The organism is Pseudoxanthomonas sacheonensis (assembly GCF_010093305.1).
Classification (GTDB): Bacteria; Pseudomonadota; Gammaproteobacteria; order Xanthomonadales; family Xanthomonadaceae; genus Pseudoxanthomonas_A; species Pseudoxanthomonas_A sacheonensis.
Genome location: NZ_PDWS01000007.1, coordinates 102,204 through 127,488, shown reverse-complemented (window position 1 = coordinate 127,488; position 25,285 = coordinate 102,204). Strand labels below are relative to the sequence as shown.

The window sequence follows — 25,285 nt, the reverse complement described above, 5'->3', positions numbered from 1 at the left end:
TCCTTGGGATGAGCCTAATGACAAGAGGCGCCCTTCGTCGGCTCAGGACTTTAGGCGTTGTTTAGCGATCTGGACGACGTTCTTCCAAGGCGCAGTGCGTTGGTAACGACGGATACCGAGCTCAGGCTCATCGCCAATGCGGCGATCATCGGGCTAAGCAGAAGACCGAATACCGGATACAGCACGCCAGCGGCGATCGGTACGCCCAGGGCGTTATAAAGAAAAGCAAAGCCTAGGTTCTGCTTCATATTGGCGACCGTTTCTTCGGAGATGGCGCGGGCCCGCACGATCCGGGTCAAGTCGCCCTTGACCAGAGTTACCTGCGCACTGGACATGGCCACATCGGTGCCCGTCCCCATCGCGATTCCGACGTCCGCTGCGGCCAAGGCGGGAGCATCGTTGATTCCATCGCCGGCCATGGCCACGCGCCGGCCTTCGGCCTTCAGGCGCTGTACGAGCGCCACCTTGTCCTGCGGCCGGACCTGGCCGTATACCTCCTCGATTCCCAACGTGCCGGCCACCGCCTGCGCCGTAGCCTGGGCGTCGCCGGAAGCCATGACGATGCGCAGCCCCTCCGCACGCAAGGCATTGAGAGCGGGCAAAGTCGTTTCCTTGATCCGGTCGGCGACGGCCACCGCACCGGCCAAGCGTCCGTCGACCGCAAGGAACATGACGCTTGCGCCCTGCTTGCGGAGGCGTTCGGCGTCGTCCGCGACAGAAGCGATATCCGCATTCACCGCAGCCATCAATGCCTGATTGCCCAGGGCGAGCGCATGGCCCTCGACCGTGCCCCGCACGCCCTGCCCCGTTACCGAATCGAAATCTTCGGCGGCTACCAGCGGAAGTCCATGCTGTCGGGCTTCGGCCAGGATCGCTTCGGCCAAAGGATGTTCGCTGCCCTGCTCCAGGCTGGCGGCCCACCGCAGGACCTGATCGGCGGTGAAGCCGTTGGCCAGGATCGTTTCGCGGAAAGTCGGGCGGCCTTCCGTGAGCGTACCGGTCTTATCGACGATCAACGTATCTATCTTGCGTAGCTGTTCCAGGGCTTCGGCATCGCGGAACAACACGCCCGCGTGGGCGGCGCGCCCGGTAGCCACCATGATGGACATGGGCGTCGCCAGACCCAGCGCGCAAGGACAGGCGATGATGAGCACCGAAACGGCGTTGAGTACCGCGTAGGTCCAGGAAGGCTCCGGACCGAACAATCCCCAGCCAAGCAAGGTCAGCAGGGCGGCGGCCAGCACCGCGAGCACGAACCAGAAGGCCACCTTGTCTGCCATGCGCTGCAGGGGAGCGCGCGACCGCTGCGCCTGGGCCACGAGCTGCACGATTTGCGAGAGCATCGTCGCCGCACCCACCTGATCGGCACGCACGATCAGGCTACCGGTGCCGTTGAGGGTCGCGCCGATGACCTTGGCCCCCTTCTCTTTTTCGACGGGAATGGGTTCTCCGGTCAGCATCGATTCGTCGATGCTGCTGCGTCCTTCCAGTACGGTGCCGTCCACCGGTATTTTTTCGCCGGGACGCACACGCAGGCGATCGCCGGTATGAACGTGATCCAGCGGAATGTCTTCTTCCACGCCGTCGTCTTTGATACGCCTTGCCGTCTTCGGCGCCAGCCCCAACAGCGCTTTGATGGCCGCCGAGGTCTTCGAACGCGCCTTGAGTTCCAACAACTGGCCCAACAGGGTCAGCGAGACGATCACCGCCGCCGCCTCGTAATAAACGCCCACCCGGCCATGTTCGCGGAACGAATCGGGAAACAGCCCGGGTGCGAGCGTGGCGACCACGCTGTAGCCGAAAGCGGCGGCCACGCCGACGCCGATCAACGTCCACATGTTCGGGCTGCGGTTGCGAATGGACTGGATGCAGCGTTCGAAGAACGGCCAGCCCGCCCACAGAACGACGGGAGCGCTCAATACCAGTTCGACCCACGTACGGGCCTCCGTCGATAGGAAGGAGATGCGGTGGCCCAGCATGGCCAGCGCGAGCACGATCGCCGTCAACGGCAGCGTCCACCAGAAGCGCCGGGTGAAATCACGCAGCTCAGGGTTATCTTCGTCCTCCAGGCTCGGCATTTCCGGTTCCAGCGCCATGCCGCAGATCGGACAGGTGCCGGGGCCTTGCTGGCGGATCTGGGGATGCATCGGACAGGTGTAGATCGTGCCGGCAGGCGCGATCATTTCAGCGGCCGTCGACGCCGGAGAAAGATACTTCTTCGGGTCGGTAACGAAGCGCTCGCGGCAATGCGCCGAGCAGAAGTGATACTCCGTGCCTTCATGGACAGTATGGTGCGCCGTGGCAGCCGGATCGACACTCATCCCGCAGACCGGATCGATCGCAGCGCCGGCTGGCGCGTGGCTGGTTGCAGACGAGCAGCAGGAACCGCCACCGGCACCTGGCGTGGGTTTGTCGTGGCCGCTATGGCTATGCGTGTTCATGCCGGATCCTCCGACAGCGCATTGAGAATGGGGCACTGCTCCAATATTCCATGACCCGGGCAGGAAGCGACCAAGGTCCTGAGACCGTCGCGAATGCGGGTGAGCTCGGCAAGCTTGGCTTCGACGTCATCGAGCTTCTGCATGGCGGCGGTCTTCATGCCGGCCATGTCTTCGTCGCGATGGTTCGACAGTTCCAGCAGGTCGCGGATTTCCAGCAAGGTGAAGCCAAGCGCCTTCGCCCGGCGCACGAAGCGCAAGCGGGACACGTCGCCCGGCGCGTACTGGCGATAACCCGAGCGCAGGCGCTGCGGTGCGGGCAACAGACCCTGCCGTTCGTAGTAGCGCACCGTGTCGATATTGACTTGGGCCTTCTGGGCCAATTCACCGATTTTCATAGCTCATACCTGCTGGCGCGAAGCGCGTCACGGACAGTCTGCAGCTTGGACCATGGTCCAGAGTCAAGACCTGATCCGTCAGTGCGAGCTGTAAGGAACCGTAGTTCCATCGGCCTGCACCAATTCGACCGTAAAGGGCTGGGAGGTTCCATCCGGGCTTTCCATACCAGGAGAGCCTGCGGGCATTCCAGGCAATGCCAGTCCTTTCGCATCGGGTTTTTCAGCCAACAGGCGCTTGATGTCCCCGGCCGGGACATGCCCTTCGATGAAATACCCGGCGATCTCGGCGGTATGGCAGGAACCTTTTCCGGACGGCACGCCCAGGCGGTGCTTCACGGGTACGACGTCCTCGCTGTCTTGGACTTCCACCGGAAAACCCGCGCTCTTCAGATGGTCCACCCAAAGGCCGCAGCATCCGCAGCTGGGGCTCTTGTGAACCACCGCCAGCGGCAACCCGTGCGACGGAACGGGTGCAGCGGCTTCCGCCGCGACCGCGATCGGAACGACCGCGTCCCCGGGGCTGCGTACGCAGGCGGTCAAAGTGCTCGTCAGGATCAGGAGCGGTACAGCAATAGTGCGCAGGGGAAAAAGTTTCATTCAATGCATCTCTGGAGGATCAGTGCTGGTGGCCATCGTCTTTATGCGTCTCGGGCGCAGGCGCCGGCATGGCCATGTCTACGTGCCCATCGACAGGAGGCTTCGCTGTCTTTGGAGCACGTTCATGCGGTGGCGCGCCGGCCGCATGTGCGTGCGGCGGCGGAGCGTTCGTCGTCCTGTCTTGCATGTCGTGACCATCCGAAGCCTCTTCATCGTGGTCGTCCGCGACATTTGCAGGGCGCTGATGCGATTCGGTTTCTCCGCCACCATGCGCATGCCCGCCGCTGCTTTCCACCATCTCCTGGTACTGCGCCGGCGTCAGCTTGGGGAGTTCCTGGAGGAAAGCGGCCATATTCCAGATATAGGCATCGTCCATGCTCTTTCCCCAGGCGGGCATACCCGATGCCTTGATGCCGTGCTTGACCACCCAGAATGCTTCTGCGGCATCCACTTCCGTCTTGGTCAGGTTCGGCGGCGCGGGATACAGGCCTTTGCTGAGCTCGGTGTCCGTCATGCCCGGCGCCAAATGACAGCCCGTGCACATGGCGTTGTAGTTGCCTGCCCCTTGCGCGATGCGCGCCGGGGTTTTCAGATCCGCAGGCACCTGCAATTTGTCCGCGCGTACCGCAATGGAGCGTTGCCGCATGGTTTCCAGCAGGCGATAGGTGGACTTCATGTGGGGATCGTCGGCAGCCACGTTGTAGAGACCGGACCACACCATGAGGCCGGAAAACAGGACCGCTGAAAGAGCCAGCACGATGACGGTGATCGCCGAACGGCGTGTGACGATAGGCATGGTCTTGCTCCCTTATCAGAACCAGATGCGAAAGCCCGCGACCACGCGGGTATCGCTGGCGTCTTCGCCCTCTTCCCGACGGAAATCGGCAGTGCGGCCGAAAGCCCGTTCGTGGACAATGCCGACATACGGCGCGAACCGACGGGTTATCTCGTAACGCAGGCGCAGACCGGCTTCCGCGGTACTCAATCCTGAGCCGATGCCGCGTCGTTCGTCGTTGCGTCCGTAGAAGTCGACCTCGACCATAGGCTGCAGAATCAACCGGTTGGTCAACAGCATTTCGTACTCGACTTCCACCCGCGCCGCGGTCTGTCCCGATTGTCCGATGTAGCCGGTGGCTTGCACTTCGAACATATAAGGAGCGAGCCCCATCACGCCGATCGCTGCAAAATCCTGCGACCCGCCTGGATTGAAGTCGTGACGCACGCCCGCCACTACATCCCACCAACGGGCGATGCTGCGGCCGTACAGAACTTCCAAGTCGGCGCTCTCGGTACGATTGTCGACACGCTCGCCTTCGCTGCGCAGCCAGAGGCGGTTGAGATCGGTTCCCAGCCATCCCTGCACCGCCCAGGCGGTGCCTGCACCAGTATCGGCGTCCCAGCCTTCCAGGCGATCCAGCAACACATACTGCTGAATGCTGTTGTCGTGCGCGGGATGGCCGCCCGATGGCGGTGCCGCGGCGGCCCGATCGGCATCGGTAAGCGCAGGTATCGGCGTGCGCGGCTGCAACGGAGCGGCAGACTCGACGTCATGATTCATTGCCGCATGATTCATTTCTGCATGATCCATCGGCATGGACTCGTCGGACATGGCTCCCATGTCGTGTCCCATCTTCGAATGATCCATAGGCTCTGCAGGCGCCGTCGACGTCGGCATGGCGTGACCCATGGCGACATGGTCCACCTGCTCCGCAGGAGCTTGCTCTACCCGCGCTGCAGGCAGCGTCGCATCGCCGTGGCCCGCATGGGGATTGGCCGAGACGGGCGGGGAAGCTGGCTTCTCTTCCGGCGCTTCGACCTTTGGAGTGGAGGATATCGAAGGCTCCGGACGTGCCGGCATTTGCATGCTGGAATGATCCATCTCTTGCGCAAGCAGCCGATCCGGCGCCAGCGACGATCCGATAAGCAGACACAGTGGAATAACCCGCATCAAACGATTCATCGTATTCATGGCGATCATTCCTCCACCCGCACTGTCCGCATCATTCCCGCTTCCATGTGGTAGAGCAGATGGCAGTGGTACGCCCAACTGCCCAACGCGTCGGCGCGCACCCGATAGCTGCGCTTGCTGCCAGGCGGCATGTCGATGGTGTGCTTGCGGACCAGGAAATTCCCTTGCTCGTCCTCCAGGTCGCTCCACATGCCATGCAGGTGGATGGGGTGCGTCATCATGGTGTCGTTGACCAGGACGATGCGCAGACGCTCGCCGTAGTTCAGACGCAACGGCTCGACCTCCGAAAATTTCTGTCCATTGAAGCCCCAGGCGAATTTCTCCATGTGCCCGGTCAGGTGCAGCTCGACGTCGCGCCCCGGGTCTCTTCCATCCGGATCTTCGAACGTGCTCTTGAGCATCGAGTAACTGAGCACCTTGCGGCCGTTGTCGCGCAATCCGATGCCTGGATCGTCCAGCTTGGGAACCGGGGCCATGGTCTGCATGTCGACCAGCGGATTGCCGGTTTCGCTCTGCGGATGGGTCTGCATCGCTGCGCCGCCGTTATCCATGCCGGCCATGTCGTGCCCGTTGTGTTCGGCGCTTGAAGGTGCCGCCATCGAAGACATGTCGTGGCCCATGCTCGCGCCGCACCCGCCTTCCATTCCTTTGGAAGCTCCCATGCCACCATGCCCCATGTCGGCCATCGTGAGTAGCGGTCGCGGATCGATCGCCGGTATCGGCGCCCGCAAGCCATCGCGCACGGCCAGCGTGCCGCTGACGTAACCGGTACGCCCCATGTCCTGGGCGAAGACCGTGAAAGCGTCCTGCCCGGAAGGTTCGACGATCACATCGAAAGTTTCGGCCACCGCAATTCGGAACTCGTCCACGGTAACCGGATGGACGTACTGGCCATCGGCGGCCACCACGGTCATCTTCAAACCAGGGATGCGCACATCGAAATAGGTCATCGCCGAACCATTGATGAAGCGCAGCCGCACTTTTTCGCCGGAACGGAACAACCCGGTCCAGTTGCCGAGCGCCGTGGTGCCGTTCATGAGATAGGTATAGGTGTGCGCATCGACGTCCGACAGATCGGTCGGGGTCATCCGCATCTCGCCCCACATCTTTCTATCGTTCACGGTCGCCGCCAGGCCGAGCCGCTGGACATCGCTTATGAAGTCCCCTGCCGTGCGCTTGTTGTAGTTGTCGTAGCTGGACATCTTCTTCAAGCGCGAGAACAGCGCGGCCGGATCCAGATCGGTCCAGTCGGTCAGCATCACCACGTAGTCGCGGTCGAACGCGAAGGGTTCGGGTTCGATGGGGTCGATGATCAGCGGACCGTACAGGCCGGCCTGTTCCTGGAAGGAAGAATGGCTGTGGTACCAGTAGGTGCCTGCCTGCTGCACGGTGAAACGGTACGGATAGGTTTCGCCGCGGTGGATGCCGGAGAAGCTGAGCCCCGGCACGCCGTCCATGTTGGCCGGCAACAGGATGCCGTGCCAATGGATCGAAGTCTCGTGGCCGTGGATGGAACCGGCCGGCAAGGCGTTGGACACGCGCAGGTTGACGGTGGTGCCTTCGCGCCAACGCAGCAAAGGCGCGGGAATCGAACCGTTGACCGTGATCGCCGGGCGGGTGCGCCCGGTGAAGTTCATCGGTGTTTCCCCGATGGTCAGATCGAACTCGGTGCCGGAAAGGGCATTGTTGTTGCCAGCGCCTTTGAGCGCCCAGCTGTTCTTCGGCCACAGACCCAGCGCCGCGGCCGCGCCGCCGGCGGCCAGTCCTTGCACGAACCGGCGACGGGACAGCGTGCGAAGCCCGCCAGGACCAATAAGGTCGGACGACATAAAAAACTCCATTCGAAAATCGAAAAGGTCCGCGCATGCGGAACATTCAAGAGCCGGCCACGGATATCCGTCGCAAGCCGCAAATCAGGACAGGCGCCGTTGGCGCCCAAAGAATGCTTAGCCGATGGGAGGTCGGTTCAGATGCGGAAGCGCAGGCGCTGGGTGGCCCAACAACAGCGGGCGGACGTTCTGGCTGCGGTCGACAAGCGGGGCATGGATGAACGTGGACGCAAGCGGCGCCTGCGTCGCATGCGCGCAGACGCAATTGCAGCTGGAGGATTTGCAGCAGTCCGGAGTGGAGTGCTTGGACCCAGCGGGTGCGGAATCGTCTGCGGCCAAGGGGCGCTCGCCGCCAGCTTCGGTTGCGTGCTGATGGCAAGGCGGCATGTCGTCCGATGAAAGCTCGGGCGACTCCGCCGCCAAGGCCGCAAGGGCCTGGCCATCGCCGTGGGTCATCTGCATGCGCACTGCCGCGGCCGCTCCCGTGGCGCCATTCAGCACCAGGGCGACGCTCAGTAGTACCCGCAGAAGTAGTGCCCAGACCGACATGGCCGTACTTTAACCCCACTTGTCGGTCTTTGGGATAAAGGATCGTGAACTCTGAAGGACGTCCAAGGTTGGATGTCTTCGACGCTCGCATCGGCCAGAACCCGGGGTGCAATCCACTGGCGATATGGTGGTGTATCCAGTCCAGGGCTAACTTCTCTCTGGCCCAATTCCCGTTAACAAGGAAATTAGCAGGCAATTTCGGCGTATCCGGCCTGCCACAGTTGAATTCTCTGGCACAAGGGCCCGGATCACGGACCTTTTCAGGGCATCTTGGCTTTGAGTTATCAGGGAAGCCCAACAGGGAAAAGGGCTTTAGGAACAGGGGGCTCCCCACCCTGCGTGGCTATTGGCCCGCCTTGGGCCACCAGTCCTCCGGCACCTTGTTCGCGACGACGCCAACGCGACTCAATGCCTATCAACCGATCGCCAACGGCGTGCGGTCAGTCCCCAGGGCGGGGATCTACCAGCATCACCCGTGACGGGTGGGCGATCGGGATCGATGCACCAACTCTCCCAATCTACAAAGGTAGTCCACCAATGAACAACGCACTGAACCCCCGCCTCCCGCTCTTCAACGCGTCGCAGATGATCGAGCACGCCTCCGCGTTCGACGCCATCCATGTGCGCACCGTGAGGGCCATCGCCCGCCTGCAGAAGGACATGGACGTCGCCAAGGCAGCAGCCGCGAGCCGATGGGGCGGCGCCAACGTCTCGCACGCCATCCGCTCCCAGGCGGAGGCCGAGGACTCCCGCGTCGCCGTCATGGCCATCCGGGAGAACGCGGAGAAGGAGATAGACGGCCTCATGAAGGAGGCGGGCGCCGCGCACAACGCCATCATCAAGCAGCGACAGTTCTACCAGTCGCCCGTGCTGAGGCACGCCGTGGCGCGGCGCAGCCGTAAATATTTCACATGCCGGTAGGCGAACAACTCCGAGCACGGGCTAACAAATTTCTTAGACGCTACTATGCACTCCAAGACGGGTCCGAGGGGGAGCCGGCCAAACATGGCAGCAGATTCATGTCAGTCATTCGCGACGGCAACAGAATTAAGTTCTCCGGCCCTTACCGAGATGCTGATTTGCATCACCCGCTAGCATGCATTCACCACGCCGTTCATGAGAATGGCTATCAAGATTTGATTATAGATTTTTCGGAGTGCACCGAGACCTATCCCGGACCAATGCTCGCGCTCTGCGCGGAGCTACTACGATTGCGTAGCGTGAAGGTCGACGCTCAGCTGGTACTGCCAAAAAAACCAGAGCTGGCGCGCCTTTTTTCTAACGCCAATTGGGCGAACCTGATCGAACCACGAAAATTCGAGCCTTCCAAGTTCCGAGGCCATACTCAAATTCCGGCTACCCAATTCTCAGATCCCACAGAGCAAAATGATGCGGTAAATCGCATCGTAAATGCCATTCTGGGTGGTATTCCGGACATACGGCGCGAAAACTTCGCCGCTTTGGAGTGGGCCGTTAATGAGTTAACTGACAACGTAATCGTGCATTCTGAGTCTCCCATCGGAGGACTCGTGCAAGTCTCCAGTTTTCAGAGAAGTACTAAGGTAGTCGAGTTTACGATTGCAGATGCCGGCTTGGGGATTCCCACCACACTGCGATCGGGAGCTTCGTTTAAAGGGTCCGACACGGATGCCCTGGATAGTGCGATTCGGGAAGGGGTAACTCGGGACAAATCCGTGGGTCAAGGAAATGGTCTCTATGGCAGCTACCAAATTTGCTGCCACAGCGGGGGGGCTTTCCAAATTGAGTCAGGTCATGCGCGATTGTTATTCAGGCCCGGGGACTATGGGCTCGAAATTCGCGATCAGAAGGTGCCTGTTCATGGAACGCTTGTTATCGCCAAGATCAACTTCAGCGACCCGGACCTACTGAAGGAAGCATTGAATTTTTCCGGAAAGTCCTATACGCCGGTTGACTATATCGAAACCAAGTACGAGGGCATCGGCACTGACGTACTGCATGTAAGGTTGAAGGACGAGGCAAAGTCCTTCGGCAGCCGCGTAGCGGGAACACCGGTTCACCACAAACTTCACAATCTTGTAAAAATGTGCCCGGGACAACCCATAGAGATTGATTTCGATATGGTACCTCTAGTCTCAAGTAGCTTTGCAGACGAAGTGTTTGGAAAGTTGTTTGTGAAACTCGGACCTTTGGAGTTCATGCAAAGAATACGGTTCAAGAATGTTGAGCACACAGTCAGAATGCTCATCGACAAGGCCATCTCGCAACGTGTAACTACTGGGTTAGGTATCTGACAATATTTTGCAACCCAGGCAGGATAAAAAGTCATTCCTTCCCCGAATGGCACTTACCGTGATGGATACGAATCGAAATTCAACTTCTGAATCACTAAGCGGCATGGAGAGTGAGCTGCTGAATCTAGTTTCCAGCGACAGCGGCTTGTTGAAAGAGTTAGCCGCGAAGATTCTGGAGGCCGCGAATGGCCGCCAGTCAGAATTGAGTGATCAAGGTCTCGCACAAACGAATCGCCTCTTACCCCCGCCTACCACTCTGGCTTCGCGTGAAAACGTCGGTCGCGGCAATTCTCTGAATTCAAAATTCAGCAAGCGGATGGCCCAAGCGACTGGATTAGATAACAAGATTATGGCTATGTATGCCAGAGGCCTAAATCCTCGAGAGATCCAAGACCAATTGCAGGAAGCATATAACGTCCAAGCCTCCGCCGCCTTAATCTCTAGCATCACAGACGCGGCTTTTGACGAAATAAAGGCGTGGCAGGCGCGCCCTCTCGATCCTGTTTACCCAATCGTATATATGGATTGTATCCACGTTCGCGTTAGAGATGGCGCATCGCGAGTGAAGGCGGTATACGTCGCGATCGGTATCACGTTGACAGGGCAGAAAGAGGCTCTCGGATTGTGGATTTCGCAGAATGAAGGTGCAAAATTCTGGCTGCAAATACTTACCGAGCTGAAGAATCGTGGCGTGCACGAAATTTACATCGCTTGCATAGACGGATTGAGAGGCTTCCCAGAAGCAATTGCTACTGCTTTCCCCAAGACATCCATCCAGCTATGTATCGTGCATATGGTCCGGAACAGTCTAGATTTTGTGTCGTGGAAAAGGCGGCGCGAGGTCGCGACAGATCTTAAGAAGATCTACACGGCGACGACGGCTGAGGCCGCTGAGCAGCGCTTGGCTGATTTCGAAAGAAAGTGGGAACCGCACTATCCCAGTATCGGACAGGCATGGCGGCGGAACTGGCCACAAGTGGTGACGTTCTTCGATTTTCCAAAAGAGATCCGAAAAATCATCTATACAACCAACACTATCGAATCAATCAACATGAGTCTACGGAGAGTGATGAAGTACCGCGGATCATTCCAAAGCGACGAAGCCTTGCTGAAGTTGCTTTATTTAGCACTTCGCAACATCAGCAAGCGATGGTCTCTACCAGTGCACGACTGGAAAGCTGCCCTTAATCGTTTCACCATACAGTTTGACGAAGGCGCGGGGCGTTCGATTTAGATCGGGAGCGACATTGGATACCCCAGGCTTAAAACCGTGTTTACTCTGTGTTTGAGTCAACGCGCGAGGCATTTGGGCTGATCCCGAGATCGGCCTAAGTACATGATCCGTAAGTGGTAGTGTATCCAGTCCAGGGCTAACTTCTCTCTGGCACAAGAGCCCGGATCACGGACCTTTTCAGGGCATCTTGGCTTTGAGTTATCAGGGAAGCCCAACAGGGAAAAGGGCTTTAGGAACAGGGGGGCTCCCCACCCTGCGTGGCTATTGGCCCGCCTTGGGCCACCAGCCCTCCGGCACCTTGTTCCAAGCCGAGTATCCGGAAAAGTACGGCTCAAGCTCGACGTTTAAATCTAGGGGCTGAGTTAGCCCGGATTCGGTCGGGTCCAGCCGGTTGATCTGGACTTTGGCCGAAGTCGACATATCGCCGATGCCGTGGTCACGGTTCAATCAAAGGGCCGGCCTGTGTATTCTTCGGTCAGGCATGGGCCGGAGGTGCATATGAGTTCTGAGGTCTCGGATGCCTCTTCACCCACCCGCGCCCGCCTTGGCCGACGCATTGGTTGGGCTATGGTGTGGCTCGTCCTCGGGATAATCAGCATCCATTTCCTGCTGACTGTCTACGGCAAGTACCACTACCCGGACCCCGGTTCCTACACCATGTTCTGGTCGCGACGAGGTTGGCTGTGGACCCACCTTGCCGGCGGGGCGCTAACCGTTGTCTTGGGGCCGCTCCAGTTCCTGACCCGGTGGCCGCGGGCCTATCCGCGCCTGCATCGCTGGATGGGCCGGATTTACATGGTCGGCATGCTCATCGCTTGCACAGGCGCCACAGGGCTAATCGCCACTTCGCCAGCTCCATTCGAAATCCGCATAGCATTTACCGCTACCGCGCTGGCATGGTTGACGACAGCCTTGGTCGCGCTGATCGCGATTCACCGTGGCCGGGTATGGCCGCATCGGCGCTGGATGATCCGCAACTATCTCGTGACGCTCTCGCCGATCACCTTCCGGATACTTCTTCAAGCTCAGATTGCGATGGAACTGGCACCGTCGCCGGCAATGATCGCGACGTTGCTCTGGTTAAGCTGGCTGCTTCCATTGGTCATCTACGAGGGGGGCTATCGCATCGTCGACCTGATGCGTGCGACACTCCTGCGGAGAGCACGAATCGATGTACCCAGCTCGCCGCGCATCGACATAGGGTCCGCTTAGGGTCGTTAGCGGCTCTCGACATCGCCTCTTCGGCTTCGTTTTATGGACAAGTATGCTCCCGGGGCTCGGATACGTGGTCGTCGTACCCACCATCCTCCTGGTCGGTTATGGAACAGATCGCATTTGGCCCCTAGCGAGCTAGCCGCTCCGTCTGGATCACCAGTTCTCAGGTCCCTTGTTCCAAGCCGAGTATCCGGTACGGCTGGGTCCCTTCTGGGTAAACCGTCGCGGCGAAGCAGACCACCTCTGGGCTGGTTCAGTCGCTATAGCGATCAGCGTCAGAAAAGTCCTACGTAACGAAGGGTGACTCGCTGATATCGCAGGCCCTGTCACTAAGCGAAGCTAATCCTGCCCCCGGAAGCATGCCCCTGCGCTGACAAGAATTGTCGCTCTGCAGAAGGAAAAGGGTCTCGCCTTGAGCAAGCGGTTAGCTGGACCGGGGGCAACTTTTCAGCCAGGGCCGAGACTATGGATGCTGAGTTCTTCGTGATCATGCCAGCCATGACTGGCTGGGACCTCTACCACGGCATGGAAGGTCGCGGTTGGTTCGCCAGATGGGATGACGCCCTAGAAGCTGCCGATGTGATGGCCGGCGCCCGTCACGATGTTGCAGGAGTGGCTACGGCGGTCGTAGTCGAGATGCGCAACAGGGATGCAGCCGTAGTCAGCGCCTACGCCTGACCGGGCCCACAAACCACGGTAGGCTACTCTCATATCCCCATGCGGGAGCCAAGCCCATGAAACCGATGTCTTCCCTAAAGATTGCGAGACTGCTCCGCGATCATGAGGACGGCATCCGTCTAAAAGAAATAGCGCGAAGGTATGGAATCACGATAGGTCACATTGGGTTTCTGACCAGGCAATACTCGGGCCTCGATGCCAAATGGATTGAAACGATTCGACGGCTCGAACACCAACTCACGATCATGACCAGCCGTGTCGAGAAGCTGAGCAGCTATATCGATATCTCCAGACAGGTCATCAAGCGCATGCAGCCGGCCCAGCGGCCTCGCTCGGTCATGGCCGCGACCCTCCGTGCAAACTTCGGCATTCCTCACATCGCCGCCAACAGAATCGTTGGCCTTTCCCCTTCCGCCGGCAGCGGCAAGGTGGCTGCCATGGCCGACGCCAACCTCATCGCAGACATGAAGCGATACTTCGAGCAGAATCCTGGCCAAGGATTTCATAAGGTCTTCAATGCCATCTTGAAGGATCAGCCCAATAGCAGGAAAGCCTGCTGGTTGACGTACAAAGCTGCCAAACTGGAACTACCGGATCGCAGTGGCAAGGGCGTCCCCAAGCTTCCGCCCCCGGCTCGTGTTCGCAAACGCATGCAGGCGCAGACCGCCCCCAACGACATGTGGTCGATGGACTTCATGGCAGACGGGCTGTTCAGGGGAAAGCGCTATTGGATTCTGAACATCATTGACGACTTCAATCGGGAAGCGTTGCTCACCCATCCTGCGGTTAGGCAAACAACCTGCTTAGTGGTTCGCTGTCTGGAAAGACTGCATTCGTCTGGTCGAGTCCCCAAGGCCATACGGACCGACAACGGAAGTGTATTCAAAGCCTCCGAATACGTCGCCTGGATGAAAAGAATAGGCGCTCACAGAGTGTATGGCCGGCCCTATGTCAGTGCTGACAACAGCCTTATAGAGAGATTCAATGGAACTCTGCGAAAAGAAGTCCTGGATCGATATGAGCTACACAACATGATTGAAGTTAGCCGCATGCTTGAAGACTGGAGAACGAGGTATAACTTATCGAGGCCGCATTACTCCCTCGGTGGACTTTCCCCATTGCAGTACTCTGCGCTCGTGAAGCCTAAAGTACCGATGCAATTGTAAACAAGCGAACCCTCCAGCAGCCTTGACGCGTCCCTGCTTCGGGCCGTAAGCGGCCACTCACGTGCTGGCTGCTCTCCAAGCGCTATGGGACCGCTATCGGCCATGCGCAGTCTTTTGGGACCCTGGTTGTGCGTCCCTGCCTAGGCACCGCTTTCGACTTGCCGGCGGACCTGATCCGCGATCGGGTGCAGCAGGTTGGCGGCAACCGGGCCTACCAAGCTGTAGCCGATTCCACGGTTCGCCCAAGTGAAGCCGGCTACGGCCCCTCGGGAGTGCAGCTCCATGGCCGTGTCGCGATCGATCGTCATGGGGCGACTGAGCATGACCAGCCGGGTCCCGCGATCATCGTCGTACATGAAAAGAACAGCTGGCCCATGCGCGGTGGCTACCAGCCGTCCGCCCATGAACCGGTACCCCGACTCCGACAGATCGGGCACGATGACAGGGCGACCGATCCGCTGCGACGCCCAGCGGACCAGTTGCGCACGGTCGTCGGCGCGAAGCTCCACCGGGCGAACCCGATCCGGGGCATGGACTTCGTAGCTGTCCTCCGCTTCCTGGGCCAGGGCTTCGATGCCGACGGGAGCCGGACGAAGCTGGGCGTGCGAGAGCCAGCCGACCACGACGCCCACGCCCACTAGCAGTACTGCGGCAGCGGCCGTGGGCAGCGCCGCCCAGCGCGGGTGACGCTGGCGTTCGATCAGATGGTCGATGTTGAGGTCGGCGGGTACCGGTTCCTGCGCAATCGGCAACAGAGCCGAGCGCAACTGCTCGCGTTGCCGGCGATAAGCGGATACGCGCTGCGCCACGTCAGTGTGTTGGGCTAGATAGTCGGAAACCTCGTCGCGGCGTTCCGCATCTAGCACACCATCAATGTATGCGTGCAGGTCGTCCTCGGTGATGGGGCGGCCGCTCATTTGACGCTCCTCAACTTTGTATTTCCGGAAGACGCGTGGAATCCTTCATCGATTGAGCGCCGCAACCGCTCGCGCGCTCGCGCCAAGCGCGACATAACCGTGCCGATGGGGACATCCAGCACCTTTGCCGCCTCGGCGTAGCTCATGTCTTCCACCGAAACCAGCAGCAGAACGCTGCGCTGGTCGTCCGGCAGTGCCTGCATGGCATGGACCACGTCGCGATAGCGTAAGGCATTCTCCTGCTCGGGTGGACGAGACAGTGCGGTGTCCTCGCTATCGTCGAGCGGCACATGCAGGCCCCGGCGCTTCGCGCCACGCAGATGGTTGATCGCGAGGTTGTGCAGGATTGTGTAGGTCCAGGCGGCGACGTCGCCTTCGGCGCGACGCTGGTGCCAGCGGCCGACCACGCGTTCCAGGCAGTCCTGCACCAGGTCGTCGGCGGTGGACGCATCGCGCAGCATGGTGCGCGCATACCGCCGAAGGCCCGGAATCAGCGGCTGCACCATCTGCACTAGGTCGCTCACGGTCAGCGCGCCTCGCGTATCAGCTTCGGGCCGATGCTACGCCTCTTTGCCATCACGGCGATTGCAGCTGGGCCGGAGCACCAGGCTGCTCGGTGGTGCCAGGTGCGATGACCAGATAGCGTTGTGCTGCGCCTTCACCACCACGCACCAGCTGCCGGATCGGACCTACCGCGTTGACGATGGCGGAGCCGCGCGGGTTGGTCTTGAATGCCGCCAGCGGCTGCAACGCGCCGCTGCCATCCGGATGGGCGGACAGGGCGAGCACGTACGCTTGCTTCGGTTCGAGCCCTGTAACGGATGCCTGCAGCACCTGCGTCAGGCCTTGGTCGAAGAGCGAAACGCTGGTGGGCGCCGGAACTCGGGCGGAACCGGTGCCGAACAGTTCCAGTTGGGTTGCCGAGGTGGCCGTTCCCAGCGGCTGCAGTACGGTCGGGTTGCCGGTAGCGTGGTCCTGCGCCACGGCATTGGGCACATACACCACCGCCTGCGGCGCCTGCCCCACTGGGACGGTGGCCACGACCCGATGGTTCGAAGTATCGATCGCGGTGAGCGCATCGGCGTTCTCCAGGCCCACGTACATCCGGCGGCCGTCGCCGGACGGCCACAGGCCGTGCGGGAGTTTGCCGACGGGAATGGTGGCCACCTGCTGGAAGTTGTCGGTGCGGAAAACCTTGATCTGGTTGATGCCTCCCACCGTGACATATGCGAAGCCGCCCTTGCGGGTGAAGGCGAAGTTGACGTGGTTGGTGATCGGGCCGGTGTCGATCGTCTTCAGCACCGCGAACGGGGGGCGCGCATCGAACACCATGGTCTTGCCGATGTCCTTCAGCGTCAGCCACACCTGACGCCCATCGGGCGTTGCCGCGATGTTGGGGCAGAACGGACTTTCCTGTTGCACGTGCCCGACGATCGTGTGGCTGGCGACCTCGATGACGACGGTTTCCGGATTGAACGAGGAGCAGACATAGCCGTAGCGGCCATCCGGCGAGAATATCTGCATGCCGGGCCCGGCGGGGACCTGGATGCGCGTCTTCTCCTGGAACGTCTGAGCATCCAGCACCGCAACGTAGTCTTCGCCGCGCACTGTAACCCAGACTTCGCGGCCATCCGGGGTGAAAAAGGCCTCGTGCGGCGAACGGCCCAAGTAGGTCACGTGCTTGACCGCGTTGGTGGTGGTGTCGATGAAGCTCACCGAGTTGCTGCCAATCGACACTGCGGCAAGCGTTTTTCCATCGGGGGAGAAACCCAGTCCGTGCACGAGCACCTGCCCCTTGTACAAGGGGCTGAGGTTGCCCGGCAGCGGATCGCCTAGGCGGATGACCCCGAGCAACGTATTGTCCGCCGGGTCGGTCACCGAAACCGTGTTGGAGAACTGCTCGGCCGCATAGACGCGGTCGCTGTGGCTGATCGCAATGTCCTTGGCATCGGCCGCGAACGGCGCCTGCCCAGCAAGGGCGGTGCCGAATGCGCCGATCGACCCAGCGAGAAGGAGAAGTTGTAGCTGTAGGTGCTTCATGGTCTAGCCGTCTGTGGGGAGTGGTGATGTGGGGTCGCGTTCGCGGGCTTCGTGGGCGCCGATGTTGGTGGCGGCAAGGGCGCGCCGATCGCCAGGTACATGGCGGCGATCTCCTGCTGCTGGGTCACGATGATTTCCTGCGCGAGGCGGCGGATCTGCTCGTTCCTGCCGTACTGCAGGACCAACTGGGCCATGTCGATGGCCCCCTGATGGTGCGGCACCATCATTGCGACGAAGTCGCGGTCCACGTCACCGGTGGACTTCGCGTCCATAGCGGCCATCATTCGATCCATGGCCATGGCGTTCTCGGCCAGGAATGCCGATTCAGCGGGAGGCGGCGCGTGCTCGACAGGCTTTGGCGGCGCGGCGGAAATCTGCGTGGTAAACAGGCACAGGCATGCGGCGAACAGGGGCGCGATGAGCGGGGTGCGAGGTTGCATCGGGGCTTCCAGTGGGGTCGTTCACAAGATAAAGACACCGGGAGGCCGGGTTTATTCCACTCGCGTTTGCGAACTGCCCGTGCGCTGGCCGCGCGCCGTAATAGGGGGTATGCGGCGTTGGGCGCTATGCACCACTTGCCTGCTGTGCTCGTTTGTGTGCACTGGTGCCGAAACGGAAGGAAGCGACATCGCGTCAATGACGAACGTCTGCTTCTGGCTGAAAGCTGACATTGATGTCGATAGTCCGCTTGACTCAACGACGAATTGATCGCTCGTGCAGCCTTTCGAGAAAGTTTGCTATGTAGGTACGACTGACTCGCAAAGGGGTGCCATCCCGCAAGCGAATCAGAGCATCCCTATTCGGCAGGGCTTGCATTTCTGCCACGCAATCCAGGCGGACGATCGTGGAGCGATGCGCTCTGATGAATGTGGCGGGATCGAGCTGCCGGGCAAGGTCTGCCAGCGATTCGCGTAGCAAATGCTCTTTCCTGCCGCTGTGTAGGATCGCGTAGTCGCCGCTGGCTTCGATCCATTCCACATCGGCTGCATCGATGAAGGTCACGCGCCGCCCAGTACGGATAGGGAACCTTTGCCTGTGTCCGCCTTGGGTTAGATCCAGTGCCGTGGCTCCGCTACGATGGCGGGAAGCGATGGCTTCGCGTGCCCGATCCAGCGATTCTGAGAACCTGTCGTCGTCGATCGGCTTCAGGATGTAATCAAGCGCCTTCAGATCGAATGCACGAACTGCGAAGTTGTCATGCGCGGTCAGGAAGACGATCATTGGCCGTCGCTCCTGTGGGATTTCGGCAAGCAGCCCGAGTCCGTCCAAGTTCGGCATCTGGATATCGAGTAAGACCAAGTCGGGCGGGGTTTCGAGGATGCCATCGAGAGCCGCCTTGCCATCGGTGTACTCGCCAACGAGATGCATGTCCGGATGTCGTGCCAGACGCGCGCGTACGCCGCTCCGGGCGAGCGGTTCGTCGTCCACGACGGCGACTCGGATCATCGATGAAACTCCCAGTAGGTGCCCGGTGTCGTGGCGTCGCGCAAGGGAATGTCGATCGACACGTTGAACCCGCCGTCCGTCCTGGGCGTAGCTTGCAGGTTGTGCGCGTCTCCATACAGTCGACTCAGGCGCTCGGAGATGTTGCGCATCCCTCCAGCCAGAGACGATCCATTATGCGGCGCCCCCATGTTGCCGACTTGCCCATCGTTACCGACGAACACCCGCAGCGTTTCCCTTTCCTGCAGTAGCCCGATCTCCAGGGTGCCCGGCTCGCTGCGCAGCGCGATGCCGTGCCGGATCGAATTTTCGACCAATGGCTGCAGCAGCAGGTGCGGTACCCGCTTGTCGAGGATGTCTGCGCCGATGTTCCAGTGCACGATCAGACGGTCCCCGAGGCGGGCCTTCTCGATCGCCAGATACGTTTCCGTGAGAGCGATCTCCTCTGCAAGGGAGACCTCATGCGATATTCGCTCGTCGAGGGTCGCACGCAGGAAATCCGCGAGCCTTGAGATGACCTGCTGGGTACGCTCCACCTGGCCGGACACCACCAGCGAAGAAATCGCATTGAGCGTATTGAACAGAAAATGTGGCTGAAGCTGGTATCTGAGCGCCCGAAGCTCCGCCTCATGCATGAACGCTTTGGCTTCGGCGACCCGGGTCTTCTCGTGGCCAAGCTCGACGTAGTAGCAGACCACGGCGTGAAGCGCACAAAAGGCCACCAGCGCGAGCCAGAACGCATCGATGCCTTTGACCAGTCGTGCCAGTTCCACGGTTTGGTACGGTATCCAGCCAGCCGATCGCGCAACCAGTAAGTCCATGATGTTGCTGCCGACGGACAGCACATAGCTGGCGACCAGAAGGGCGGGCACCAGCAGCCACCAGGGCGCTCGCCTGCGCCAGAGCGCGCGCTGCAGAAACAAAAGTGGTAGACACAATAGGAGGTAGAGCGCCAGACAGAGCATCCGCCGCCATTCCGCGACTTCGTCGCCGATGGACGGCAGGGTCAACACCACCATGCACAACCCGACGGGAATGCTGGCCGCGACCGGCAGCCAGACGGGAGGAAGGGGGACCTCGGATCTGGCATGGTGGGTAGGCATCGCAAAGAGCCTCGTAACGAACGACCTAATATACGTTAGCCGAGAGGGGCCATGGCGAGGCGTTACGGGGGAAGGGGGCGAGTCTTGCTAGGCCAGCACGGGACCCAGCACCTGCCTGCGCACGTCACGCAGAGGAAGCCCGGGATGGGTGTCGGCATTGCACAGGCAGGCGTATGCCAGGCCGCTGGAGGGATGGCACGCGAGATAGGCGGCGAATCCGTTGATGCCACCATGGTGGCCGGCGACGGGCTTCCCGTCGATCGTGTGCGCGTCCAACATGAAGCCCAGTCCATACTGCGTATCGCCCATGCCTTGCGTTTGGGGATCGTGCCGTTTCGTTCCGGCCAGCACGCCATCACGAAGCCGTGCAGGCACTAGCATGGATTGCACGCTCGACGCGGGCAAGTAAGTTCCGCCGAACAACGCCGCTAGCCACCGACACAGGTCGTGTGCTGTTGACCGCATCGCGCCTGCAGCTCCGGCCAGCGCTACATCGAGGTACTCAGCATTGTTGAATGGTTGAGCCTCTGTGCCGGTCGGTGTGTAACCCGATGCGCGTGCCGTGACGACGTTGGAAGGCTGGTCAAACGCGGTGTGGGTCAGGCCGAGGGGTTCGAACAGCAGCTTGGAGGCGGCGGTCGCCAAGGGGAGTGCCGTAACCTTCTCGACGATGGCGCCCAGCAGGATGTACCCGGCATTGCTGTAACGCCAAGCGGTGCCGGGAGCGAAATCGAAGAGTGGCGTCATGCGCGCGATTCGCTCGGCCTGGGTGAGTTGGGACGATACGCCTTCGGTGCCGTACTCGCCGTCGCTTATACCTGCCGTGTGCTGCAGAAGCTCGCGTATTGAGAACGGGGCATGCTGGGGGAGGAAGGTTAGATAGCGCTGTGCGGGCTCGCCGAGCGAAAGCTTGCCTTGAGACTCAAGTTTCAGAAGCAAGGCAGCGACGAACTGCTTGGTGAGCGACCCAATGCGGAAGACGCTGTCGGCGGTCACATGGCTTGCCGTCTCCAGGTTGGCGTGCCCGGCATAGTACGAATAGACCTCTTGGCCACCTCGCCAAACCGCCAGTGCGACGCCCGGCACCTGCCGTGATGTCACCGCCGCGTCGACAATGGCCCTCAAGGTCGAATCTGACGTGGCCGGCGCCGTCGCACGCGCGAGGGCTCCCAAGGGGCCTGAGGCGAGCAGCATTCCACCGGTGAGTCCTGCGCCTACAGCGATCAGGCGGCGCCTTGCGATCTTCATGCTTTATGCCTCTCGGGTTAAAGGTGTGGTCGTGCGGATGATCCGAACGATGCCAGATGTCGGCGTCGCGACCTCCCGAGAACCCCGACTTGGCGCTGACCCGTGCATTGCGTGCGCCAGGACGCCGCCGCCCCGCGACGACCTGCGCGACCATATTTCCAGCCCGTCCGCGTGCCGAAACGTTCTCGAGCGCGCCCACGGCATGTCGCCCGGCCTTCCGTTTGCAGAGGGCCGCGCAGGTTACCCACGGATCATCCACGGAGATTGGGAGAGAACAGATGACGGGAAAGGCGCGCATCGCGGGCGCGGCGCTGATGTTGACGGGTCTTCAAGGATGCGCGGCTTTGGGAGCCTCCTCCGCCGTCAGCGATGAATCGCTGATACCCAGGACGGCGACGGCCATCTGGTTGCCGAGCAGTGAGTTCACGTGCACTCGGCCGCGCGGCCAAGCGCTGCTGAAGCGCGTCATGGCGCACTGCGGCGCACCCATGTCCACCACGTCTCCGAGGCTTGTCTGACCCATGAAATCCATCACTCTCTCGATTCCCCTGTTCCTCCTCGCCGTGGCGCCGGCCAACGCCGGCATGTGGATGATGGTCTACGCCGAGGGGCAGAAGCCTGACAGGACCGCCTACTACGCGGCCTTCGACGACGTCCAGAGCCGGACCTCGCCAGAAGCATTCCTCGAAGCTTTGCAGCGTACAGGTGACCCCATCAAGGCCGAAGCCGCCACGAAGATCAATCAGATCCGCGTCAATCAGATCCACGAAGCTGCCGCAGGACCTTGGTTGACGATGTTCACTCTTGAGTTTCAATGTGGCAGTCAGCAGATGCGGATCACCCAGCAAGAGCAGCACTACCGGCAGAACGGAAGGTCGCAACAGGTGTCTGGGCAGGACTGGGGGGCTATTACCGCGCCTTGGCAAGCCCAGGCCAGGTTGCTGGCCTGCGATGAAGCCCGCTGGAAGAAGGCGCTCGAAGCCGATAGACGACGAGGCCAGGGTCAGGACGAACTGAACAAACTGGGCCTGGTGGTGGTCGGTGACCACGTTCTCCCGATGGAGCTCAACGATCTCTCGTTCGCCACGCTCTGGCGCGATGGAACAGAGCCCGCGTTCACCACCAACAAGTCACTCGCCGAACTCGACCGCTTGAGGCGCGAGACGATCGCGCGTGGAGACGCCCTGGCGGCGGAGATGCGCGGAAAGGAACAGAACCTCCGCCAGGACATCGAATCGTCTCAAGCTGAAGATGCATTCATGGCCCAAGTCGACCGGAACTTCGCGGCCAAGAAGTACCCGAAACAGTTCAAAGATCTCGTCCACAGCATGAAGGGATTGACTGAACCGGAGATCATCGAGGTCATGGGGTACCCCGATGGCGAGCGCCGTGTGGGCGGGGACCGTCTCTGGGTTTACTACAGCGAGAAGGACGAGCGAGTGGCAAACGTCGTGTCCAAGTATGGCCATGTCGCTGTCACAGGGGAGCTGCGCGAATGTGAGCTCACGTTCATTCTTCGCGAAGGTGGCAAGAAGAGTGGAGGTCGCCTGTTCGACTACCAGATGGCCGGAGACAACTGCAATCTTTCCACCATGAAGAGGAGCTCGCGATGAGCGAACAAGGATCTGTAGTCGCTTCGTCTTCGCCCGTGGAATCAATCGAGGCAGGCATGCGCATCAACCATGCAGCCAAGGTTTCGCGGCGCTCGCGTACTCGAGATATCCTGCTGACATTGCTGTCCTACCTGCTCGCAGTCGGCATGATCGGAACGGCCAACGCTGAGTATCCCATCACCGACACTAGGCGCGCACTCGATACCGTAAAGCTGATGCTTGCTGCCGAAGAAAGGGGTGATCAGAGGGCTCTGGAAGGACTTCTTGCTCCGGAGTACCTGCGAATCTCGCCTGCAGGCGAGGTTGAAACTCGCAGCGACATTGTCGGCTCCTTGGCTGGCGCCGGGGCCTCTGAGGTGACGAAACTCGCTGATCACGCTGATATGGCCCTCTCTGAGGTGACCTTCGAAGAGACTAAGGACGGTATCATCATCGTTGCCCTGCGGAAGAGCACCCGAAAGCGCTACGGTGACGGGCGGCATGCTTCGCTGCGGGTGACCTTCCTGCTGGAAAGGAGGCAAGGGAGGTGGGTCATCCTGCTCACTCACTACACGCCCTTAGCCCACGCCGGATCATGATGCGCACCTCAATAGGCGTTGCCCTGGTCCTGATGTCTTCGGTCGCGGCAGCAAAGCATGTCTATCCTAAGAGCCTGAAGGTTGTGGATGCGGGTCAAACGTACACGCTTTTGGAAGACTACGTTTTCCAGGAGAAGGCTGCGACGTTCACCCTCTTTGCGGGGCAATATGTCCAGAAGTATGAAGACGCCAAGGCCGTCTATCTGATGGGTGATGCAGGCTGCTTCCAGATGAGTGTGGTGCCCCCCAGGAATCCGGAGGCGCGTTGGTCCGATCGCTGGGATTGTGGCGTGTATGTCCCCAAGGATGCGACCAAGGGTGCCGCGATGTTCGTGGTCCGGCGGACGCCCGAGACGCCGCATGAAGGCAATGGCGCAATCATCGACGGCATCATCCGGGCGGGCTACGGGAGCTTTGACTTCCCGACGTCGGAGAAAGATGATCTGATCCTGCGCAGCAAGCTCGTGCCCCAGCAGCAGGGCATGGATCTTCCATAGCGTCCGGGGTGCGGCGTTTCAAATGAGGGTGCCGACATGAAAAGGCCTGTTCTCGCCCTTGCGATCATCTTGATCGCGTGCGGCATGACCAAGAGTCCGAAATCGTTCGATCCCGTGCCAAGCCCGAGTCACTTCGTGCTTGAGGCGGACGTCATGGTGGCCAACAAGGTATCTTCCGGCTTGGCAAAGGGGAGCTACCAGGCCGTTTTTCAGAGCAAGGACCACGTCTACTACCTGGGCGAGCCGGGCGCTCTGCTCATGCCCAATGGTACGAGGGTCAATGGCGGCATCGCGCTGCCGAAGCACGCGTTGGCGCCCCCCTGTCATCTTTTCATTCAGATCGGAGACGACTCAGAGCAGGCGCGGGGTATGCGACTTGGAGCGCTTGTGGTGGCCCTTGCGAGGCTCGAGAAGGGGCGGATCAGGGAGTTCAAGAAAGATCCGGCCTGCAGCGAATTCATGACGAGAATCGCTATCGTCGGTGGCTGAGGAATGCCCGCATGCGCGTGGTGACCAGGATCTTTCAAGTATTTTCCGTACGTGATCTTGACGTCGCTTTGGATTCTCATCGAGGCAAGCGTGGCTTATCAGTCGCTTTGATCTCGAGCTTTTGGAGTACAAACATTACATAGTCCTTCACGAGGTCAGGCTATATGCAAGTGCGAAAGGCGAGAGAAACAGATCTCGACGGAATTATTCGACTATATGCCTGCCTGCACCTCCATCACGTGGCTGAGCCGCATTTCGAGACCAAATGCGCATGGCGAAAGATTGTTCACAGTAGGACATCAACAGTTTTCGTTGCTGAACTGGATGGGCTGCTAGTGTCAACATGCATGGTTGCAATTCTTCCAAGCTTTGCAAAAGGCGGACACCCTATCGGGGTGATAGAACACGTGGTAACGCTAGAGGAGTTCCGGGGACAGGGGTTTGCCCGCGATACTATGTCTGCTGCAATTTCTTATGCGTAGCGGAGATCTTGCGGTAAGTTGCTATTGCTGTCAGGCGCAAGCCGTCTGGGGGCTCACAAGATTTACGAGTCGCTTGGATTCGACGGCAATGTAGAGCGGGGCTTTGTGATGAAGGCGCCGGGCGCATTTCTCCCTACTCATGTCCAGTAGTCGTCGCGCACGGAGATCCGTGGCCGCTGAATCTCTCACCTCTGGTACAAGATATGCCAGGCGATTCAATCTCTGACCCTAAGGATCGATGGGCGTCTGATTCGGCTGGTTGCTGCCGCGGAGGTGATCGGGGGGATGAGCGAGTGCTGGACTCGGGCGCCATTGGGTGAAGCCTTGAGAAGAGCGGGCCTGGACGATACGCAGGTGCCGTGCGTGTTCGCCTTACTCATTGATATCGGTGCGCTTGCGGCAGTCTTGTACACCTGGCCGCTGTGCGCCTTTGCCCATCGAGCTAGTGATCCGGTCTATACGAAGCTTTGCTTCATGGATGGTTGATGTCCGCTTCCGACCCAAAGCGGACATTCGCTAACGTCTGAAT

26 protein-coding genes are annotated in these 25,285 nt (G+C 60.4%); 11 read left to right on the top strand and 15 right to left on the bottom strand.

All coding sequences use genetic code 11. From position 1 onward, the window contains the following. Positions 1-50: 50 nt before the first annotated feature. The 7 genes from CSC73_RS08380 to CSC73_RS18660 form a co-directional block, all read right to left on the bottom strand. Positions 51-2,441 carry a heavy metal translocating P-type ATPase gene (locus CSC73_RS08380; protein WP_163839988.1) on the bottom strand — a complete coding sequence of 797 codons (2,391 nt, stop codon included), beginning with the start codon at positions 2,439-2,441 and terminating at the stop codon, positions 51-53. Beyond that, positions 2,438-2,836 carry a heavy metal-responsive transcriptional regulator gene (locus CSC73_RS08375; protein WP_093287122.1) on the bottom strand — a complete coding sequence of 133 codons (399 nt, stop codon included), beginning with the start codon at positions 2,834-2,836 and terminating at the stop codon, positions 2,438-2,440. The genes CSC73_RS08380 and CSC73_RS08375 overlap by 4 nt, the downstream gene beginning before the upstream one ends. Before the next feature lie 78 nt (positions 2,837-2,914). Then, positions 2,915-3,433 carry a DUF411 domain-containing protein gene (locus tag CSC73_RS08370; protein ID WP_163839987.1) on the bottom strand — a complete coding sequence of 173 codons (519 nt, stop codon included), beginning with the start codon at positions 3,431-3,433 and terminating at the stop codon, positions 2,915-2,917. A gap of 19 nt (positions 3,434-3,452) precedes the next feature. Continuing rightward, complete coding sequence (locus CSC73_RS08365; RefSeq protein ID WP_211840847.1) at positions 3,453-4,229, bottom strand: c-type cytochrome; 777 nt, start codon at positions 4,227-4,229, stop codon at positions 3,453-3,455. Positions 4,230-4,244: 15 nt separating this feature from the next. Then, on the bottom strand, positions 4,245-5,402 hold the full coding sequence (locus CSC73_RS08360; protein WP_211840846.1) for a copper resistance protein B: 1,158 nt from the start codon (positions 5,400-5,402) through the stop codon (positions 4,245-4,247). A gap of 5 nt (positions 5,403-5,407) precedes the next feature. Then, positions 5,408-7,231, bottom strand: coding sequence for a copper resistance system multicopper oxidase (locus CSC73_RS08355; RefSeq protein WP_163839985.1), 1,824 nt, complete (start codon positions 7,229-7,231; stop codon positions 5,408-5,410). A 117-nt stretch (positions 7,232-7,348) separates the two neighbouring features. Continuing rightward, positions 7,349-7,780 (bottom strand): CopL family metal-binding regulatory protein, encoded by a 432-nt coding sequence (locus CSC73_RS18660; protein ID WP_163839984.1) that lies wholly within the window; start codon positions 7,778-7,780, stop codon positions 7,349-7,351. Between the two features lie 537 nt (positions 7,781-8,317). Between CSC73_RS18660 and CSC73_RS08345 the strand changes: the two genes are divergently transcribed. The 6 genes from CSC73_RS08345 to CSC73_RS08320 all read left to right on the top strand — a co-directional run bounded on the left by CSC73_RS08345 (position 8,318) and on the right by CSC73_RS08320 (position 14,346). Next, positions 8,318-8,701, top strand: a complete 384-nt coding sequence (locus CSC73_RS08345) for a hypothetical protein (RefSeq protein WP_163839983.1) — start codon at positions 8,318-8,320, stop codon at positions 8,699-8,701. 98 nt (positions 8,702-8,799) lie between these two features. Beyond that, complete coding sequence (locus CSC73_RS08340) at positions 8,800-10,053, top strand: STAS-like domain-containing protein (protein ID WP_163839982.1); 1,254 nt, start codon at positions 8,800-8,802, stop codon at positions 10,051-10,053. A gap of 46 nt (positions 10,054-10,099) precedes the next feature. Continuing rightward, positions 10,100-11,287, top strand: coding sequence for an IS256 family transposase (locus CSC73_RS08335; protein WP_343042710.1), 1,188 nt, complete (start codon positions 10,100-10,102; stop codon positions 11,285-11,287). A gap of 498 nt (positions 11,288-11,785) precedes the next feature. Next, positions 11,786-12,499 (top strand): DUF2306 domain-containing protein, encoded by a 714-nt coding sequence (locus tag CSC73_RS08330; protein ID WP_163839980.1) that lies wholly within the window; start codon positions 11,786-11,788, stop codon positions 12,497-12,499. Between the two features lie 468 nt (positions 12,500-12,967). After that, positions 12,968-13,180 (top strand): hypothetical protein, encoded by a 213-nt coding sequence (locus CSC73_RS08325; RefSeq protein ID WP_163839979.1) that lies wholly within the window; start codon positions 12,968-12,970, stop codon positions 13,178-13,180. A gap of 56 nt (positions 13,181-13,236) precedes the next feature. After that, on the top strand, positions 13,237-14,346 hold the full coding sequence (locus tag CSC73_RS08320; protein ID WP_163839978.1) for an IS3 family transposase: 1,110 nt from the start codon (positions 13,237-13,239) through the stop codon (positions 14,344-14,346). A 140-nt stretch (positions 14,347-14,486) separates the two neighbouring features. Here CSC73_RS08320 and CSC73_RS08315 read toward each other — a convergent pair whose 3' ends face one another. The 8 genes from CSC73_RS08315 to CSC73_RS08280 form a co-directional block, all read right to left on the bottom strand. Then, positions 14,487-15,263 carry an anti-sigma factor family protein gene (locus CSC73_RS08315; protein ID WP_163839977.1) on the bottom strand — a complete coding sequence of 259 codons (777 nt, stop codon included), beginning with the start codon at positions 15,261-15,263 and terminating at the stop codon, positions 14,487-14,489. Further along, complete coding sequence (locus tag CSC73_RS08310) at positions 15,260-15,787, bottom strand: RNA polymerase sigma factor (protein ID WP_163839976.1); 528 nt, start codon at positions 15,785-15,787, stop codon at positions 15,260-15,262. Before CSC73_RS08310 ends, CSC73_RS08315 begins: the two co-directional genes overlap by 4 nt. Positions 15,788-15,839: 52 nt before the next feature. Then, positions 15,840-17,303: a YncE family protein gene (locus tag CSC73_RS08305; protein WP_163839975.1), complete on the bottom strand. Its 1,464-nt coding sequence runs from the start codon at positions 17,301-17,303 to the stop codon at positions 15,840-15,842. Continuing rightward, a complete protein-coding gene (locus tag CSC73_RS08300; protein WP_163839974.1) occupies positions 17,300-17,743 on the bottom strand; it encodes a DUF305 domain-containing protein in 444 nt (147 codons plus the stop codon). The genes CSC73_RS08305 and CSC73_RS08300 overlap by 4 nt, the downstream gene beginning before the upstream one ends. Before the next feature lie 253 nt (positions 17,744-17,996). Next, a complete protein-coding gene (locus CSC73_RS08295; RefSeq protein ID WP_163839973.1) occupies positions 17,997-18,749 on the bottom strand; it encodes a LytR/AlgR family response regulator transcription factor in 753 nt (250 codons plus the stop codon). Further along, on the bottom strand, positions 18,746-19,849 hold the full coding sequence (locus tag CSC73_RS08290; protein WP_211840845.1) for a sensor histidine kinase: 1,104 nt from the start codon (positions 19,847-19,849) through the stop codon (positions 18,746-18,748). Before CSC73_RS08290 ends, CSC73_RS08295 begins: the two co-directional genes overlap by 4 nt. Before the next feature lie 87 nt (positions 19,850-19,936). After that, the gene (locus CSC73_RS08285; protein ID WP_163839971.1) at positions 19,937-21,097 is read right to left on the bottom strand and encodes a serine hydrolase domain-containing protein; all 1,161 of its coding nucleotides are present in this window, start codon (positions 21,095-21,097) and stop codon (positions 19,937-19,939) included. A gap of 328 nt (positions 21,098-21,425) precedes the next feature. Beyond that, entirely contained in the window at positions 21,426-21,629 is a 204-nt protein-coding gene (locus CSC73_RS08280) for a hypothetical protein (RefSeq protein WP_163839970.1), read from the bottom strand. Here CSC73_RS08280 and CSC73_RS08275 point away from each other — a divergent pair. From CSC73_RS08275 to CSC73_RS18655, 5 genes are all read left to right on the top strand, one after another. After that, on the top strand, positions 21,619-22,710 hold the full coding sequence (locus tag CSC73_RS08275; protein WP_163839969.1) for a hypothetical protein: 1,092 nt from the start codon (positions 21,619-21,621) through the stop codon (positions 22,708-22,710). The two genes, CSC73_RS08280 and CSC73_RS08275, sit on opposite strands and share 11 nt — an antisense overlap. Further along, on the top strand, positions 22,707-23,288 hold the full coding sequence (locus CSC73_RS08270; RefSeq protein WP_163839968.1) for a nuclear transport factor 2 family protein: 582 nt from the start codon (positions 22,707-22,709) through the stop codon (positions 23,286-23,288). Before CSC73_RS08275 ends, CSC73_RS08270 begins: the two co-directional genes overlap by 4 nt. Continuing rightward, a complete protein-coding gene (locus tag CSC73_RS08265; RefSeq protein WP_163839967.1) occupies positions 23,285-23,785 on the top strand; it encodes a hypothetical protein in 501 nt (166 codons plus the stop codon). The genes CSC73_RS08270 and CSC73_RS08265 overlap by 4 nt, the downstream gene beginning before the upstream one ends. Before the next feature lie 36 nt (positions 23,786-23,821). Continuing rightward, a complete protein-coding gene (locus CSC73_RS08260) occupies positions 23,822-24,274 on the top strand; it encodes a hypothetical protein (protein ID WP_163839966.1) in 453 nt (150 codons plus the stop codon). 164 nt (positions 24,275-24,438) lie between these two features. Further along, positions 24,439-24,756, top strand: a complete 318-nt coding sequence (locus CSC73_RS18655; RefSeq protein ID WP_163839965.1) for a GNAT family N-acetyltransferase — start codon at positions 24,439-24,441, stop codon at positions 24,754-24,756. Positions 24,757-25,285 lie beyond the last annotated feature (529 nt).